The organism is Pseudomonas sp. DR208 (assembly GCF_019823005.1).
GTDB lineage: Bacteria > Pseudomonadota > Gammaproteobacteria > Pseudomonadales > Pseudomonadaceae > Aquipseudomonas > Aquipseudomonas extremorientalis.
In genome coordinates, this window is the sequence record NZ_CP081944.1 from 2,978,895 (window position 1) to 2,995,472 (window position 16,578).

Annotated in this window: 20 protein-coding genes and 1 pseudogene; 7 read left to right on the forward strand and 14 right to left on the reverse strand. The window is 61.7% G+C overall.

Going from position 1 to position 16,578, the window contains the following annotated elements; translation table 11 throughout:
• Positions 1–126 precede the first annotated feature (126 nt).
• Positions 127–1,332: a TPM domain-containing protein gene (locus tag K5K89_RS13625; protein ID WP_222541609.1), complete on the forward strand. Its 1,206-nt coding sequence runs from the start codon at positions 127–129 to the stop codon at positions 1,330–1,332.
• A gap of 4 nt (positions 1,333–1,336) precedes the next feature.
• On the opposite strand, the gene K5K89_RS13630 is transcribed toward K5K89_RS13625, so the two are convergent.
• From K5K89_RS13630 to K5K89_RS13645, 4 genes are all read right to left on the reverse strand, one after another.
• Positions 1,337–1,762: a GNAT family N-acetyltransferase gene (locus K5K89_RS13630; RefSeq protein ID WP_222541610.1), complete on the reverse strand. Its 426-nt coding sequence runs from the start codon at positions 1,760–1,762 to the stop codon at positions 1,337–1,339.
• A gap of 18 nt (positions 1,763–1,780) precedes the next feature.
• Positions 1,781–2,041: a hypothetical protein gene (locus tag K5K89_RS13635; RefSeq protein WP_071491728.1), complete on the reverse strand. Its 261-nt coding sequence runs from the start codon at positions 2,039–2,041 to the stop codon at positions 1,781–1,783.
• 320 nt (positions 2,042–2,361) lie between these two features.
• Entirely contained in the window at positions 2,362–2,853 is a 492-nt protein-coding gene (locus tag K5K89_RS13640) for a GNAT family N-acetyltransferase (protein WP_222541611.1), read from the reverse strand.
• Positions 2,854–3,091: 238 nt separating this feature from the next.
• Positions 3,092–4,507, reverse strand: coding sequence for a purine-cytosine permease family protein (locus K5K89_RS13645; RefSeq protein WP_222541612.1), 1,416 nt, complete (start codon positions 4,505–4,507; stop codon positions 3,092–3,094).
• A gap of 218 nt (positions 4,508–4,725) precedes the next feature.
• Between K5K89_RS13645 and K5K89_RS13650 the strand changes: the two genes are divergently transcribed.
• Positions 4,726–5,637: a LysR family transcriptional regulator gene (locus K5K89_RS13650; protein WP_071491725.1), complete on the forward strand. Its 912-nt coding sequence runs from the start codon at positions 4,726–4,728 to the stop codon at positions 5,635–5,637.
• A gap of 160 nt (positions 5,638–5,797) precedes the next feature.
• Here the strand turns inward: K5K89_RS13650 and K5K89_RS13655 are convergent, their stop codons facing one another.
• The 6 genes and pseudogenes from K5K89_RS13655 to K5K89_RS13680 all read right to left on the reverse strand — a co-directional run bounded on the left by K5K89_RS13655 (position 5,798) and on the right by K5K89_RS13680 (position 10,607).
• Positions 5,798–6,118: a hypothetical protein gene (locus K5K89_RS13655; protein WP_130898105.1), complete on the reverse strand. Its 321-nt coding sequence runs from the start codon at positions 6,116–6,118 to the stop codon at positions 5,798–5,800.
• A gap of 191 nt (positions 6,119–6,309) precedes the next feature.
• Complete coding sequence (argE, locus tag K5K89_RS13660; RefSeq protein ID WP_071491723.1) at positions 6,310–7,452, reverse strand: acetylornithine deacetylase; 1,143 nt, start codon at positions 7,450–7,452, stop codon at positions 6,310–6,312.
• Positions 7,449–8,126, reverse strand: coding sequence for a DUF1028 domain-containing protein (locus K5K89_RS13665; RefSeq protein WP_071491722.1), 678 nt, complete (start codon positions 8,124–8,126; stop codon positions 7,449–7,451). The genes argE and K5K89_RS13665 overlap by 4 nt, the downstream gene beginning before the upstream one ends.
• A gap of 10 nt (positions 8,127–8,136) precedes the next feature.
• On the reverse strand, positions 8,137–8,547 hold the full coding sequence (locus K5K89_RS13670; RefSeq protein WP_016969085.1) for a RidA family protein: 411 nt from the start codon (positions 8,545–8,547) through the stop codon (positions 8,137–8,139).
• Positions 8,548–8,571: 24 nt separating this feature from the next.
• A pseudogene (locus K5K89_RS13675) lies at positions 8,572–9,904 on the reverse strand (flavin-containing monooxygenase).
• 97 nt (positions 9,905–10,001) lie between these two features.
• A complete protein-coding gene (locus K5K89_RS13680; protein WP_222541614.1) occupies positions 10,002–10,607 on the reverse strand; it encodes a LuxR C-terminal-related transcriptional regulator in 606 nt (201 codons plus the stop codon).
• 115 nt (positions 10,608–10,722) lie between these two features.
• Here K5K89_RS13680 and K5K89_RS13685 point away from each other — a divergent pair, with 115 nt between their 5' ends.
• The gene (locus K5K89_RS13685) at positions 10,723–12,336 is read left to right on the forward strand and encodes a hybrid sensor histidine kinase/response regulator (protein WP_071491719.1); all 1,614 of its coding nucleotides are present in this window, start codon (positions 10,723–10,725) and stop codon (positions 12,334–12,336) included.
• Here the strand turns inward: K5K89_RS13685 and K5K89_RS13690 are convergent.
• Positions 12,326–12,661 (reverse strand): hypothetical protein, encoded by a 336-nt coding sequence (locus K5K89_RS13690; RefSeq protein WP_033896666.1) that lies wholly within the window; start codon positions 12,659–12,661, stop codon positions 12,326–12,328. The genes K5K89_RS13685 and K5K89_RS13690 overlap by 11 nt on opposite strands.
• A 175-nt stretch (positions 12,662–12,836) precedes the next feature.
• On the opposite strand from K5K89_RS13690, the gene K5K89_RS13695 reads away from it, so the two are divergent.
• Positions 12,837–13,307 (forward strand): GNAT family N-acetyltransferase, encoded by a 471-nt coding sequence (locus tag K5K89_RS13695; RefSeq protein WP_222541615.1) that lies wholly within the window; start codon positions 12,837–12,839, stop codon positions 13,305–13,307.
• Positions 13,308–13,316: 9 nt separating this feature from the next.
• On the opposite strand, the gene K5K89_RS13700 is transcribed toward K5K89_RS13695, so the two are convergent.
• A complete protein-coding gene (locus K5K89_RS13700; protein ID WP_071491717.1) occupies positions 13,317–13,805 on the reverse strand; it encodes an HIT family protein in 489 nt (162 codons plus the stop codon).
• Positions 13,806–13,930: 125 nt separating this feature from the next.
• Between K5K89_RS13700 and K5K89_RS13705 the strand changes: the two genes are divergently transcribed.
• Positions 13,931–14,260, forward strand: a complete 330-nt coding sequence (locus tag K5K89_RS13705) for a DHCW motif cupin fold protein (protein ID WP_093123532.1) — start codon at positions 13,931–13,933, stop codon at positions 14,258–14,260.
• A 16-nt stretch (positions 14,261–14,276) separates the two neighbouring features.
• On the opposite strand, the gene K5K89_RS13710 is transcribed toward K5K89_RS13705, so the two are convergent.
• Together K5K89_RS13710 and K5K89_RS13715 are read right to left on the reverse strand one after the other, a co-directional pair.
• Positions 14,277–14,759: a copper chaperone PCu(A)C gene (locus K5K89_RS13710; RefSeq protein WP_071491715.1), complete on the reverse strand. Its 483-nt coding sequence runs from the start codon at positions 14,757–14,759 to the stop codon at positions 14,277–14,279.
• Positions 14,759–15,367, reverse strand: coding sequence for an SCO family protein (locus tag K5K89_RS13715; RefSeq protein WP_124423954.1), 609 nt, complete (start codon positions 15,365–15,367; stop codon positions 14,759–14,761). Before K5K89_RS13715 ends, K5K89_RS13710 begins: the two co-directional genes overlap by 1 nt.
• Positions 15,368–15,531: 164 nt before the next feature.
• Between K5K89_RS13715 and K5K89_RS13720 the strand changes: the two genes are divergently transcribed.
• Together K5K89_RS13720 and K5K89_RS13725 are read left to right on the forward strand one after the other, a co-directional pair.
• On the forward strand, positions 15,532–15,915 hold the full coding sequence (locus tag K5K89_RS13720) for a DUF2946 domain-containing protein (RefSeq protein WP_092245363.1): 384 nt from the start codon (positions 15,532–15,534) through the stop codon (positions 15,913–15,915).
• Positions 15,916–15,977: 62 nt separating this feature from the next.
• Positions 15,978–16,523: a putative natural product biosynthesis protein gene (locus K5K89_RS13725; RefSeq protein ID WP_222541616.1), complete on the forward strand. Its 546-nt coding sequence runs from the start codon at positions 15,978–15,980 to the stop codon at positions 16,521–16,523.
• Positions 16,524–16,578: the final 55 nt, after the last annotated feature.

The window sequence follows — 16,578 nt, forward strand, 5'->3', positions numbered from 1 at the left end:
GCTTCTCGGTTATGGCGTATTGCTATGTATGTGCGCAGTTTAGATAGTCAACGCCGTGGGGTCACGCGTTATAGCGTTGATAAGGTAAAGTCGGCGCCTTCAGGAAGAAACTTCAGGTAACAAAGCATGATGGCGATTTTTCGGCAATCGATCCTGGGCCTGGTGGGGCTGGTGCTCATCGGCCTGTTGAGCACCGCCCATGCAGAGGATTCGCCGATCGGCGTGGCCCTCGACCAACGGGTGATCGACCTCACCAACACCCTGGATGCCGCCACCGCCACCGGTCTGAAAAACCAGCTCGCCGACCTTGAACAGCGCAAAGGCGCGCAAATTGCGGTGCTGCTGGTGCCCACCACTGGCGGCGCGAGTGTCGAGGACTACGCCAACCAGCTGTTCCGTGCCTGGAAGCTGGGGCGCAAGGACATCAACGACGGCATCCTGCTGGTGGTGGCCAAGGACGATCGCAAGGTGCGTATCGAAGTGGGCTACGGCCTGGAGGGCACGGTGACCGACCTGCTGGCCCATCGCATCATCGAAGAACACATCACGCCGGCGTTTCGCCAGGGCGATTTCGCGGGCGGTGTCTCCCAGGGCGTGAACGATCTGGTGGTTCTGGTCGAAGGCGGTGACTTGCCTGCGATTGCGGCGCCGGGGCTCAATCCGCAGTTCATTGCGATACTGCTGGCGTTTGCCATCGGAGCCATTGGCGGTGTGCTCATCGCCGCCGGCAAGCTGCATTGGCGCCGCGCGTTGATTGCCACCGCGGTAGTGACTGCGCTTCTGGCGATCTATGGCGGCGGGCGCGATTGGCCGATGTACCTGTTTGTAGTGCCGCTGACGTTGCTGATCGGCGGCGCCACATTCGGCGCACTGTGGTTGGCGCGTGGGGTGTTTTACAGCGTGTTGGGACTGCTGGCGTACATCGTCGCGGTGCTGGTGGCGAACCACTTCGTCGAGGTCAACTTCGTCCATTGGCTGGTGTGGCCGTTTGGCAGCGCCTTGGTGCTGGGATTGTACGTGGGGCTGTTTTTCGTCATCCGTGAATCCTGGAAAAAACGCCCACGCTTTTTCATCCTGCGTGTGTTGGTGGTGCTGGCGGTCTATGTGGCCGTGGGGATGTTGCTGGGGCAGGGTTACCAGGGCTGGATAGTGGCGATACCGGCTGCGACCATCGTGGCGTTTATTGTGTTTATCCAGAGTATTTCCGAGGGCGGCTCGGGGTCGGGCGGTGGTTCCGGTTCCAGCTCCGGCAGCTCCCGGTCCAGTTCCAGCAGCAGTTCATCCGGCGGCGGTGGTTCCAGTGGCGGCGGCGGGGCGTCAGGGAGCTGGTAAAACATCACAGCGATTTAGACAGGAACACCCGGCTGCTGCCGTCCGGTTCGCATGGAATCTCGCCAAAGCGCACCCAGCCATGCTTCTCGTAAAACGCCGGCGCCTGGAAACTCAGGGTGTACAGCACCGCATTGCGACAGCCACGGCGCCGGGCCTCTTCTTCAAAGGCATGCAGCAACTGACTACCCAGGCCTGAGCCGCGCAACGTGTCGGGCAGGTGGAACAGATCGAGAAACGCCGTGCCCAGCGTGGTTTTGCCGGTGATACCGCCAAGGATTTTCCGGGTGTCGGGATCCTTGATCAGCACCGCCAGCAAGCGCCGGTCGTTATAGCCCGTGATGGCCTCATTGAACGCCGCCAAGCCGGCGCCGAGGATACGCTCCGCGTCGGGGTTGGGCTGGTCGCTGACTTCAATGTAGTGGGCTGTCATCACGGGTTCTCGTCTGGCTTATGCGCGCTGCCATCCTCCCATGTTATCGGCCTTGATCTCAAAATCCATTGGTTCGCGGTACGGATTGCCCAGCGGCGTATGTTGCCCTTTGCCCGCCGCCTGGGTGGGTTGCCAGCTTTGCGTATTGGGGTCGAACACTTCGGCATCATCCCCGGCGGTGTCATCCAAGGGGTTGTGGCGTGCCTGGTCGTTGTCGATGTGTGTTGCAAGCGCTTGATAGGCAGCGGTGTAAGGGTTGAAGCCGTTGATTGAAGACATGGCAATACCTCTCTGATAGTGAAAAAAACCAACCCGTCAGCACCTGTCTGGCGGGTTGCATCAGAGGCTACAGAGCGTGCAAAGGCTGTTCAATCAGGCGGTTTTCGGCGGATGTAACGAGGTGAAACCGCTACCGGGTGCACTCATGCAATGGCTTGCGTGGCTGTACGACATGTCCGGTTTTTTGTTTGCCGATGCAGGTGGAGTATCAGAGTGGGTGCATCTAGATCAGGTATTTGCATGCTGAAATACATTGGCGTCTTTTACTGCCCGTGACTGGCTTACGTCCGGACACACAAGTGCTGCATTAACCCTGGGGTCTAGAACACCATCACCATTTCATGCCACGCCATGCCACCGTGATCCGATGGCGACGGCTGCACATACTGGTAGCCCATGCGCTCATACAGCGGCACGTGTTGCTCCTTGCACATCAGATGAATCGTCTGCTTGCCCATGCCGCGCATGCGCTGCACAAACTCGGTCATCAGTATTTTCGAATAGCCCTTGCCCTGGTGCACCGGGTCGACCACCACCGACATGATCACCACATTCGGCGCGTCGGCCGAATGGCCGACCAACTCCTTGAACGCCTCGTCCGACATCACCACGTGGTGGGCGCAGCCGCAGTTGATGAAACCCACCACTTCGCCAGCCGCTTCCAGGATCAGAAAGCCTTGCGGGTATTGCGCAATACGCGTGCCGATCTTTTCCAGGGTGGCGGCTTCGTCGCCTTCGTAGGCGCCGATCTCGATTTCAAAGCAGCGGGCGGCGTCGGCGGGGAGGGCGTTGCGCAAAGTGAGGGCGGGCATGGGCGTTTCCTGAGGCATTGAGCGAGAGGCCACATGATAGACAAACATCGACCCGAGCGACACAGATCCCCTGTGGCGAGCGGGCTTGCCCCGCGTTGGGCTGCGAAGCAGCCCCAAATTCAGCACAGGAGACCTGCCTGGCACACCGCATTCAACCTTACTGGGGCCGCTGCGCAGCCCAACGCGGGGCAAGCCCGCTCGCCACAGTGACCTCATCACTCAACTCACAGCGGGTACATCAAACCCCACCCACCAACTTCCCCCCGTCCATCCGGCGCTTATACGCGCTGTCCCGACTCGCCAGCCAGAAGTACAACGGCGACGTCACCACCAAGCCCACCACCCAGGACAGGTCCGCCCCGTTGATGTGCGCCGAAATCGGCCCCACATACAGCGGTGTGTTCATGAACGGAATCTGCACCACGATCCCCACCTCATAGGCCAGCAATGCCTGTGGGTTGTATCGCCCATAGATCCCGCCATCCACGCGGAAGATCGAGGCAATGTCGTACTGGCCTTTGTGGATCGCGTAGAAGTCGATCAGGTTGATCGCTGTCCACGGTACCAACACCACCAGCAGCACCAGCACCATGTCGACGAAATGGCCGATGAAATCCTTGGAGGCAAACACCGCCGCAATCGCACAGGCCGCCAACACCAGGATCGAGATCACCGCACGGCTTTTGGCGGTGGGAATCCAGCGGTACGCAAAGGTCTGCACCAGGGTGATGATCGACAGCACCGCACCATACAAGTTGAGCGCGTTGTGGCTGATCACGCTGAGCAGAAACAGCACCAGCATCAATGGGCCGATGGCGCCGGTGGCGAGTTTGACGGCGTCCATGGTGTCCATGCCGACCGGGGTGGCGAGTACGGCGACGGCGCCGAAGATGAACGACAGGCTGGAGCCCAGGGCCGAGCCGAGGTAGGTGGTCCAGAAGGTGGAGGCGACTGGCACGTCGGCCGGCAGGTAGCGCGAGTAGTCGGAGACGTAGGGCGCGAATGCGATTTGCCACAGCGCCGCCAGGGACACCGTTGCCAGCCAACCGGAGATGTTGAATTCACCGCGGGTCAGGAAGTCGGTGGTCTGTACATGGGTGAAGATGTAGCCGAACCCCAGCACAATCCCGGCGCCGAGCACCCAGGTGCCGATGCGGTTGAGCACGTGGATGAAGCGATAACCGATGATGCCGATGATGCCGGAGCCGATGGCGCCGATCACGATGCCCACCGGCACGGGCACGGCGTCGACCACGCCGTGCAGGGACTTGCCAGCCAGTACGATGTTGGAGGCGAAAAAGCCGATGTACATGACGCCGGCAATCACCACCACCAGCAGGGCACCGAGTGAGCCGAACTGGGCACGGCTCTGGATCATTTGCGGGATGCCCATCTGCGGGCCCTGGGCCGAGTGCAACGCCATCAACACGCCGCCGACCAGGTGGCCGACGAGGATCGCGACGATGCCCCAGAGCAGGTTGAGGTGGAACAGTTGCACCCCCAGCGCCCCCGTGACGATCGGCAACGGCGCGATGTTGCCACCGAACCACAGGGTGAACAGGTCTCTGACCTTCCCATGGCGGTCTTCCGGGGGCACGTATCCAATCGTGTGTTTTTCGATAAGCGGGGCGGAGGATGTTGCAGTGGTAACCATGACGAGCTCCAAGGCAAGGTGAGTACGTTGACGTACTTCGCTGTGCGCCACCTGCGCGGCGCTTTGTTGTTGGCGTGATCATCTGCAATGGGCGCGGGGAGGTAAATTAGTAAGTTTGTTGCTATAGACCTTAAAAAATATAGCTCGCGTCTTGTCGCGCTCCGGTATGTTGCCTACACCTGATTGACGGGCGAAGCCCCACGTTTCTGGAGGTCCCGATGGCTGCCTATAACCTGCGCCAGCTCAGATATTTCGTCACCACGGCCGAGTGCGGCAGCGTCGCCGAGGCGTCGCGCAAGCTGTATATCGCGCAGCCGTCGGTGTCCACGGCGATCAAGCAGCTGGAAGACAGCTTTGGCGTGCAATTGTTTATCCGTCATCACGCCCAGGGCGTGTCGCTGACGCCCAGCGGCGCACGCTTCTATCGCAAGGCGCTGGAGCTGTTGCGGGTGGCCCACGAGTTCGAGCAGAACGCCCTGGCGGACAATGACGTGGTGGCGGGGCAGATCGATATCGGCTGCTTTGAAACCGTGGCGCCGCTGTACCTGCCGCGTCTGATCGCCGGTTTCAAGGCGCGCTGGCCGGGGGTGGAAATCCGTATCCGCGATGGCGAACAACAGGAGCTGGTGCAGGCGCTGACGGCGGGCAGTATCGACGTGGCCATGCTGTTCGAGCACGACCTGGGCGCGACTATCGAAACCACCCCGTTGATGCCGCCGCAGCAGCCCTATGCGCTCTTGCCGGCCGATCATCGCTTTGCGCAACAGGCCAGGGTGTCGCTGGCAGACCTGGTGCTGGAACCGATGATCCTGCTGGACGTGCTGCCCAGCCGCACCTACTTCGTGAGCATTTTCGAAGAGCGCGGGCTGACGCCGAATATCGTGTTCAGCTCGCCGTCGATCGAGATGGTGCGGGGCATGGTGGGGCGGGGGTTCGGGTTTTCGATTCTGGTGACCAAGCCGTTCACCGAGTACACCTACGATGGGCAGAAGGTGGTGTGTGTGCCGTTGGCCGAGACCGTCACCGGTTCCGGCCTGTCGGCGGTATGGCTGCGCCGCGCACCGCTGACCAAGCCGGTGCAGCTATTTGTCGACTACTGCCGCGAAGAACTCGCCCGCTTGCTCGGCTGACATGATCGTTCTCACGCAGAACGTGGGAAAGAGGGTTGAATGTTTTACATCGTGAATTCTCGCAGGGTACTGGGTGTCTCCTGACCGGACTGCTACTCACAGATGGATCAAATTCGTCCTGAGGATGCGTTTCTTTGCGACACCAGGGAACAATCAATCTTTATTCTGATGGGGCGTAATTCCTGATGCCGGCCTCATCAAGCTTTTGTTGGAACTCTCGATGGAAATCACTGATTCTCATCTGTAAGGCAAGGCTGAAGGTACCGTCACGTGCGTCAGGTTTGAAACTGAAATGAAGTGTGTTGTACATACCAAACCCGCCACCAAAATCATTGAGATCATAGACGTCAGATTGTTGTTTGACACCGATGTCTTTTGACCTGGCGAGTTCATCGAAGATCTTTTGCGCGCCTTGGTAGTCATGCAGTTGTATCGTGAAGCGCATCCCGGTTTTGTGCAGCACGTTGTCAAGAGTGCGCACGTGCAACGCCTGATGTGCTCCTTGAAGTGACGAAGGAGTGGAAGATGAATGGATACTTGGCATAATCGGACCTATGAGTTGATGGCGACAATAGGTGGCGACTCAACAGGCTCGGTTCCTGATCATTGGATAAAGCCCCGTTTCAAGTGTTTCACCCTTATTCAGAGGCGGGATACTTCAGCTCGGACGTGCTACAGCAATGTTGCCAGCATCCGCTGCAACATCCGATCACAGCCGTCGAGCTGTTCCACACCCACGAACTCATCCGGCTTATGCCCCTGGTCCATGCTGCCGGGCCCGCACACCACCGTGGGAATGCCCACCGCATCAAACAAACCACCCTCGGTGCCAAACGCCACCGTGCCGAATTCCCGTGAACCGGAAAACGCGGCAATCAACTGCGCCGCCTGGCTGCGCTCGTCGGTGACCAACCCGGGATACGCCGATAACTCGGTAAACCGGATCGCACTTTGCGCGCTCACCGCCTGCATGCGTGGCAACACCTGCTGCTCAGCGTAAGCCTTCAATTCATCCGCCACCTCGGACGGGTCTTGCGACGGCAATGCGCGCACTTCGAAATCAAACCTGCAGTCCGCCGGCACGATGTTGAGGGCCTTGCCGCCACTGATCACCCCGGTCTGCACCGTGCTGAACGGCGGGTCAAACCGTGCGTCCTGGGTATCGCGCAGGCGCTGGCCAATTCGCCCCAACTCACCGATCAACTCGGCGGCATGTTCAATCGCATTCACTCCATACGGCGCATAGGCGGAGTGACACGCCTCGCCATGTACATCGCAACGCATCGCCAACTTGCCCTTGTGCCCGAGCACCGGCTTGAGTTCGGTGGGTTCGCCGATGATGCACAGCATGGGTTTGACCGGGCGTTGCTCCAGCACCGCGAGTAACGAACGCACGCCCAGGCAACCGACTTCTTCGTCATAGGACAGGGCGATGTGCACCGGCACCCGCAGCGGCGCTGCAACCAGTGCCGGCACCAGCGCCAGTACGCAGGCGATATAGCCCTTCATGTCGGCGGTGCCACGGCCAAACAGCTTGCCATCGCGCTCGGTCAGCTCGAACGGCGGCACGGTCCAGGGTTGGCCGTCCACCGGCACTACATCGGTATGCCCCGACAGCACAATGCCGGGCAACTCCACCGGGCCAACGCTGGCAAACAGGTTGGCCTTGCTGCGTTCCGGGTTGTAGACCAACTCGCAGGCCACTCCGAAGCCCGCCAGGTAGTCCCGCACGAACTCGATCAGTTTCAGGTTGGATTCACGGCTGGTGGTGTCGAACGCAACCAGCGTCTGCAGCAGTTCGCGGCTGGTATTCATCGGTCATCTCCGGCCACGCCGTAACCGGGGGAGCGGTCCGGGGCGAGGGCGCGGTCGATGTAGTCCTGCACCTGCGGACGGTAGGCGTCCCAGAGTGTTTGCAGTGCAAGGATCGGCTGTTCATCGGCCCAATCCACCCGCAGGTTGATGATCGGCCAGGTCAGTTCGCCCACCACCACCAGTGCGGCAGAGTGCACCGGGCCGGCTTCGCCACCGGCGGCAATCGCGGCGTGCATGGCCGCCAGCAGTCGGTCGGCCAATTGGCCTTCGCCCTGCTCGAAAGCGCTGACCATTGCCTCGATCACCGCGCGGTCGGCCAGCATGTTGCCCGCCGCCACGCACTGCTCGCCCGATACCGCGTTGTGCGTGCCGAGGGTTTCACTGCCGCTGAAATGCACGCTGCGTCCCAGGTGATCAATCGCCGTCAGTTGCCGGTACTGGCTGTAGCCATTGCGAGTCAGCGCTTTGTCGAGGGCGTCGGCAGGGGCCAGCCCTTGCTCCAGCAGGTCCAGCACGTCCGGGCCCAACGCCGGCAAGGTAATGTTCTGGGTCGACACCGCGCCCACTCCGGGCCGCAACCAGGGGCAGCGGGCGCCCACGGCAATGCTCGAGGAGCTGATGGCAATGCCCAGTTGGCCGGTTTCGGCGCACCGACCGACGATTGAAAAGGTCATGTGCGGCTCCTCACTCGGGAATAACGGCGATCACATCGATTTCCATCAGCCACTGTGGCTGGCCGAGGGCCGACACCACCAGCCCGGTGGAGATCGGAAACACGCCCTTGAGCCACTTGCCAACCTCCTGGTACACCGGCTCGCGGTAGCGCGGGTCGATCAGGTAGGTGGTGGTCTTGACGATATGCGACAGGTCGGAACCGGCCTCTTCCAGCAGTTGCTTGACGTTTTTCATCGCTTGCTCGGCCTGGGCGCGTGGGTCGCCAAGGCCGATCAGGTTACCCTCGAAATCGGTGCCAACCTGGCCGCGCACATACACGGTATTGCCGGCGCGCACGGCCTGGCACAGATCGTTGTCCAGGCTCTGGTTGGGGTAGGTTTCTTTAGTGTTGAACATGCGGATTCGGGTGTGAGTGGGCATCAAGAAAACTCCGACAATGACGGCTCAGGCGTTGACAGGGGATGGGCGAGCCAGCGGGGCGGCTTCGCGGTATTCAAGGTATTGACGCTGGATGGCGATGTGGTCGGCGACGTATTTGGCGTCGTGCCACACGCCCCAGATGAACGACGACCCCCGGCGCGACTGCCACGGCAACCCGAGGAAGTAGACTCCGGCCTCGCTGGAAACGCCGCGTTGGTGCCGGGGTTTGCCGGCCTCGTCGAAGGCTGCGACTTTCAGCCAGCTGTAGTCCACGGCAAAACCGGTGGCCCAGATGATCGAGGTAACACCGGCCTTGGTCAGGTCCAGTTCCAGAATCGGGTTCTTGATGCAGTCCGCATCTGGGAAGACGCGACGGGCTTCGGGCTCCAGGGGCAAGTCCAGGCCGTTGCGTTCGATGTAGGCATCGGCGGCATCCAGCAGGGCCAGGTAGTTTTCATCGCCGCGTGCCAGGTTTTCCACCAGGTTCGGCTGGAACGTGGCGACGCTGCCCTTGAACGCCTGGGTCAGGCCCACCAGGGTCATGCCTTGCTGGGCCAGCTCGCGGAAGTCGATGGTCTTGCCGCCGTGCGCGCCGCTGACCGCAATGGTCACGTGCTCGCGGCCGGGCTTCATCGCCGCCTGGTCCCACTCACCCAGCACCCCCAGCCACCAGCAGAAATCGCGGTTGCGATAGGCGCGGGGCGGGCGGTCGTGGGCGCCGACGGAGAGGTACACCTGGCGCCCGGAACGCTGTAATTCATCGGCAATCTGCACGCCGGATGAGCCGGCGCCCACCACCAGCACGGCGCCGGTCGGCAGTTGCGCGGGGTTGCGATACTCGGCGGAGTGGATCTGGTGCAGGGCCGTATCTTTCGGCGCAATCGCCGGGATCACCGGTTTCTGGAATGGTCCGGTCGCGGCCACCACCCGGTTGGCTTCGATCACACCTTCACTGGTGTGCACGGTGAAGCCGGGGCGGCCGACATTGCGTACCACGGACAGCACCTCGACGCCGGTGCGAATCGGCGCGTTGAACTTGCGGGCGTAGGCTTCAAAGTAATCGGCCACGCGTTCCTTCGGCGCAAAGCCGTCCGGGGCGACGGTGTCGAATGCGAGGCCGGGAAAGCGGTCATGCCACGCCGGCCCGTTGGCCACCAGTGAATCCCAGCGCCCGGTGCGCCAGCGCTCGGCGATGCGGCTGCGCTCCAGCACCAGGTGGGGCACGCCTTGCTTGCTCAGATGCTCGCTCATGGCCACGCCAGCCTGGCCGGCGCCCACCACCAGCGTGTCTGTTTTTGTTATTGCTTCAGTCATGTCCTCTGTCCTTGCGTAATGCCGTTGGATTCAGCGTTGGCATGACTTCAAGGCTAGGGGGAGGGCGGTTATTAATAAAATATTATTAAGCTGGGAAGTGAGCATAAATATCGGATGCAGCGGGGCTTACGCACGGCTGGTCACTGGAACTCCCCGGCATACTTCACGGCGGCCGCCGCCCGCGAGGGCACACCCAGCGTACGCAGCAGCGACGACACATGGATACGCACGGTAAACGGCGAGATATCCAGGGCCTTGGCGATTTCCTTGTTGGTCTTGCCCTGGGCGATCAGACGCAGCACGTCTTGCTGGCGGGCGGTGAGGGTATGGGTGTCCAGTGGCAGCAGGCCAGAGGGAGCGAACTTGACCAGTACTTCGCCTTCGCGGATCGCCAGCAGCGCCTGGCCGATCTCTTCGGGGGCAATATTCTTGCCGATGAACCCGTCCGCGCCCAGGGCCATGACTTGGTCGATCAGCGCCGGGTCGTCCACCATCGATACCACGATCAGCGTGGTGCGCCGCAATTGCTGGCGCAGTTCGACCAGTTGGCTCATGCAGGTCAGGCCGGGGAAGCGCAGGTCGAGGATCAACGTGTCGATCTCGCCGCCGTCGCGGATCAGCGCGAGCACACCGCCGAGGTCGCCGGCTTCCTGCACCAGGGCGTCCGGCAGCAGGCGCTGCACGGTGCGCAGCATGCCTTCGCGGAACATCGGGTGGTCATCGGCGATGATGATACGGCCGGTCATGGGGTGCTCCTCCCTGGGGCAAGGTTGTGCCGTTGCATGCTACCTTACCACCGCGCCCAAGGCCTGCCTGCGGTGCGTGAAGGAATTGATGACTGCCGCACAAGGACGTAAACCCATGAGTCTTGAGACTAACTCCGAACTCGACCAGGCCAACCTGCGCATCGTGGTCGCCAGCATTGCAATCGTCTACATCGGTGCATTGGGCTTCCTGCCGGGACAGTCGGTGGACACCTACCTGCCGGTGATCCTGTATATCTTCCTGTTCCTGCTGGCCTCCATTGCCTTGCGCCAAGTCATCGTGCGCTGGCCGGGGCACTACCCGGCGCGGCGCATCTTCGGCATGATCCACGACTACACCGGCACCTCGTTCGGCATGGTGGTGGGCGGTGAAGCGGCGTTGCCGTTGTATGCGGTGATGGTGTGGGTCAACCTGGGCAACGGCATGCGCTACGGCTCGCGCTACCTGGCGATCGCCACGGCGCTGGCCTTGCTGGCGCTGCTGATTGTGTATCGGCTGACGCCGGTGTGGCAGGCGCAACCCTTCATGGTGCTGATGTTGATGATCACCAGCACGGTGATCCCGGTGTACGCGCATATCCTGCTGGAGCGCACGCGCAAGGCCTCCGAGCAGGCCATTGCCGCCAACCTGGAAAAATCCCGTTTCCTTGCCCAGGCCAGCCATGACCTGCGTCAACCCATCCATTCCATCGGCCTGTTCACCGCTTGCCTGCGCGAAGCCCGGCTGGGTGATGAAGAGCGGCGCCTGGTCGATAACATCGACCGTTCGCTGCTCAACGTATCGCAATTGTTCCGCTCGATTCTCGATCTCTACACCCTCGACAACGGCCGCGTTTTGCCCAAGTACCAGGCGGTGCACCTGGGCGAGTTCCTTGCCGACCTGGTGCGCCAGAACGCCGAGGCCGCGCGTTGGGCCGGGGTGGAGCTGCGCCTGCGGCCCTGCACGCATTGGGTGCTGGTCGACCCTGCGCTGCTGGCGACCATGGTGCAGAACGTGCTGTCCAACTGCTTCAAATACGGCGCGCAACGGCCTGTGCTGATCGGCGTGCGCGTTCGCGACGGCGGCTTGGCGGTGGAGATTCATGACCGGGGCCGGGGGATTGCCGAGGAGCATCTATCAAAGGTCTTCGAGGAGTTTTATCGAGTGCGCCACCTGCGTGACAAGGACGTCGAAGGCGTCGGCCTTGGACTGTCCATCGTCAAGCGCCTGGGGCAGTTGATGGGAGTGCAGGTAGGCCTGCGCTCACGGGTGGGCCATGGTACTTCTGTAAGCCTGTATGGCTTGACCCTGGCCTCTGCGCCACGTGCCACGGCACCGCGCGACGACACGCGCCAGGCCGGGTTGCTGACCGGGTTGAAGGTGTGCCTGGTAGAAGATGACCACAACGTGCTGCTCGCCACCCAGGCCCTGCTGGAGCGCTGGGGTTGCGAGGTGCAGGCGGAGTCTTCGGGGCGTGCTCTGGTCAGTGACTGCGACATCATCGTCGCCGACTACGACCTGGGCAACCACGCTACGGGTATCGAATGCATCGATGCCCTGCGCGAGCAACGCGGCTGGGCCGTCCCTGCGCTGATCCTCACCGGGCATGACGTGGAGAGAATCCAGGCCGCCTTGCACGACCGCCGGATCGCCATTCTCTCCAAGCCGGTGCGTCCCGCCGAACTGCGCGGGACCTTGCGCGACCTGAGCCAGCAGACGGTTACTGGGTGAAGCCCTGCAGTGGGTTGCCGCGTGCACCTTTGGGTTGGCAGTAGGCCGCAGGCTTCATCATGCCAAAGCTGGCCACGGCGAACATGCCGCCGCTGGCACCGCTGGGCACTGAGCAGTTGTACTCGCCGGAGGCGGCACTGGCGACGTAGTAGGTGGTCATCGAGTCGCTGCGCACATTGGAAATACGCTTGACCGGTTCGCCCAGGTTGGTCTCCGACAGCGTCTTGAGGTGATCTTCGGTAGGTTTGATGTTGCTGCAGCCGGCGACGCCGATGATCAGGGCGCCCAACAGGGTGAGGCGGGTAACGGAGGATTGCAGTTTCATGGTGCTTCTTCCTTGGGGTTGTTATGGTTTTTCCAGCGCACAACGCGCCCACGCGCAAGAAATGCACGGTGCCGGAGGAGCGCTGGAAGTGCCGGGGAATATAGCGCCGCAGGGAGGAGGGGTCGATTAGCACAAGTGTGCTAATGGCACGATGATTTCATGGAGGGAGCGTGAAATGCTGGAGATAAAACGGGCTACCCCAGAACACGCCCAGGTGGCGTTCGACATCCGCTTGCAGGCCATTCGCGGCCAATGCATCGGCGCTTACACGCGCGAGCAAATGCTGCTGTGGACGCGGGGCAAGGCCGAGGATGGTTACAGCGCGCTGATGGATAAACCGTTTTACCTGGGGTGGCTGAACGGTAGGGCGGTCGTCACTGGAATGCTTGATCTGGACAACAATGAAGTTGGCGCACTGTTCGTATTGCCCGAGTGCACCGGGCGCGGATATGGCAAGGCGATGCTCGATCACCTTGAGACGGTTGCGCGGGAGATGGCGGTTAAGACCGTGGTGCTGGATGCGACGTTGAATGCGGCGAGCTTTTACCGGGCGTGTGGCTATGCGGGGGATGAACAGGCGGTTTATTTCTCGCCGTCGGGGCTGACGTTGGCGTGTATCCCGATGACAAAACAACTGATCCCCTGACACCACTCGTCATTGACGCGCAAACGCTACGCGCAGCCTCTCAATGACTTGATGCACCGTGTCTCCCTGGACCTGCGGTGGCGTGAGGCGTTCTCCAAACTCACGCCATACAAACAGCGTCAACTCAGCCCCATCGGTCGATGTCTGCGCCAGTTCCTGTGTTCCAAAACCTTGCAGCACCCGATAACGCTCATCACGCCAAAACGCCGCCTCTACCCAGTCATACACGGGGATGAAATGAAAGTGCAGCGGGAAGCCCGGCATGTGCCCATACCGGCTGATGTACAGCCATTTCGGCTCCAGCTGCGCCTCCATTACCCGCTGGACCTTCGCGAGCAACCCGCCCAACTCGGCCAGCGCCGGTTCCGGCATGTCAGCCAGGGAGTGGATCGGCGCCTTGGCCCCCAGCATCAGGTAGCCGGGCAACGCAGATGCCAGATGATGGTTGAGCCGCCAGTGTTCGGTTTCGTGAAGGATGTAGGCAGGGTCGATCTGCATAAGCGTGTCCGTGAGCTCTGCGCGGGCAGGATACCCGTATCTCATAAAACGGGTCGATCTGTGTCTACCGTCCACCGTGTCTTGTGAATAGCCTCAAGACACATCAATCAACGCGAGCGCTCGCCATGGATCTCACTGCTGTTCCTTTTGGCACCACCGACTGGTCCACGGTCGAACCGGTGATTCACCCAGGTATCACTGGCAATGCCCTGTGGCGAACCTGCCACTTCGGCACAACACGTGTGCGCATGGTCGAATACACGCCTGGCTACCTGGCGGACCATTGGTGCTGGCGGGGGCATGTGCTGTTATGCCTGGAAGGCGAGTTGCACACAGAACTGGAAGACGGCCGTCAGTTTACGCTGACGGCCGGGATGAGTTACCAGGTGGGCACTGACATGGAAGGGCATCGATCTTCGACGAGTGCCGGGGCAAGGCTATTTATCGTGGATTGAGGCGTGTGCGCACGTCTCAGTGCATCTTGCCATGGTCCATCTTGCTATGGTCCATCCCATCCAGGCCACGCACCGGCGCCTTCACTTCAATCGCCTGCTTTTCGCCCTTGGCGTTCTGCACCGTCAGGGTCAGCGGCACCTGGTCGCCTTCCTTGATCTGGCCGGTCAGGCCCATCAGCATCACGTGGTAACCGTCGGGGTCGAGGGTCACGGCCTTGCCGGCCGGCAGGGCTACCGAGTCCACCGGGCCCATGCGCATCACGTCGTCCTTCATGCTCATTTCATGGATCTGCACGTCCTTGGCCACCGGCGAGGCCACGCTCAGCAACTTGCTGTCGCTGTCGGCGGTGACGGTCATGAACGCGCCGCTGGACGGTTGGCCCGGCACGGTGGCGCGTACCCAGGCGTCGGTGACTTGCACCTGGGCGCTGGCGTGCGCGGCGAGACCCAGCAGGGTCATGCCGATAAGGGTGCGCTTGAGGTGTTGAACGGCAGTCATTAGCAGACCTCCATGACGGTGAGCAGGTCTTCTGCGCACTCTTTAGCGGTAAGGGATGCCTGCAGGCCCAGGCGCAGGTTGCCACGGGTGTCGAACACGAAACTGGTGGCGGTGTGGGACAGGGTGTAGGTGTCGCCGGCGGGGATCTTTTCATAGAAGATCCCGAACTCCTTGGCGGCCACGGCGATTTCTTCCGGGGTGCCGTACAGCGCTTCGAAACTGGGGTCGAAGGCCTTGACGTACTTGTCGAGAATCTCGGGCGTGTCGCGTTCCGGGTCCAGGGTGATGAACACAACCTGCATGATTTCGCCGTCGCGGCCCATCAGCTTCTTGGCCTGGGCGGCGCGCGCCAGGGTGGTCGGGCACACGGCCGGGCACTGGGTGAAACCGAAGAACACCACCGGCATCAGGCCACGGTACGAGCTGAGGGTGACGGTCTCGCCGTCGGTGTTCTTGAGCTTGAAGGTGCGGCCCATGATCTTGTCGCTCAAGTCCTTGCCGTACTTGAAGTTCAGCCTGGGGCTGTAGTCACAGCCGCCCAGCAGGCTGCCCAGGCCCAACAGGCCCATACCGGTCAGCACCTTGCGGCGGGTGAATAACGTACTCATCAACTGTGCATCCTGTGAAGCGCCTGCATTGCTCTGGATCAATACGTCAGGCTTTGAGGGCGCCCAGTCTACCAACCCTGGGAAGCGCACGTAATCTGCGACGTTCTGCCACAGGGGCATGTCGCGCTTCATCCTTTTGCGGCGCGGGTGGTAGAGTCGCCGCCATGAAATCGAGCCACCCCGACCGTTCGCTGATCGCCTGGGCCCTGTACTTCTGCGTGCTCATGAACCTGTTCGTCTGCGGTTTGGGGCATGGGCAGATGACGGGGCAGGCGCTCAATGGCATCGGTGGAGCGTTCTGTTCGGTGAGCGGCAACCAGGCGCCACTTTCCGACAAAGGGTTAGGTAGCCCGTCTTCCAGCAACATCTCGAACTACTTTGCCTGCCCGGTCTGCAACGCATTGACCGTTGCCCTGGTGTTCCTGGTCGGCCTGGCCTGGCTGCTGGGCCTGGGACACCCCCCGCGTCCGGCCCATGAACGGCGCAACAAGGCGCCACCACGATATTCCTGGCCCTCGGCCAACCCCCGCGCTTCCCCTGCATTCTGACGTTTGCCTTGGGCTTCCTGAAACCAGGAGGCATTCCATCGTCATGACTGTGAGTGCGTTTCATGAACCACCTGTTGCCCGCAGGCGCCAGCCGCCTGGTCAGCAAGGCGTCCCGCCGCCTGCACGCAGAACCGGCGCCGCCTGAATACCCCAGCAATTCCCGCAGTTTCGTGCACCTGGATGCTCGCCTGCTGCCGTATTGGCACACCTTGTTCGACATCTGCCCGGCGCTGCTCAAGCTGGACCCGCCCGAGGGCCTGAACCTGTTTCGCAGCTTTATGACCTGGGCCTATCGCCACCGGCCACCGCAGGATTGGACTTACCACGTGAACGTCTGCCGCTGGCTGCTGGGCTCGGTGTATCGAGCACGCATCGATGACGAACCCATTGAGGCATTCATGGCGGCCGCTGCTGCATGTTGGGTGCAGACGGATAAAAGCCAGGCCAGGGGTGTGGTGCTGGTTTGGCAGGGCGCAACGCTGTTCGATTGGAAGGGTTCGCCGTGCGCGATGGTTGAACGCCAGCCATTGCCCCCAGCGCAAACGGACTTCGCCTGGTGCCCATTGAACAGCCGGGGGGAATTCAGTCGATGGTTGCCGGTGCCCTGAGGTGTTGGCGGATCCACGTGACGACGTCCGTCATCCTCAGGTGCGGCAGCACTTC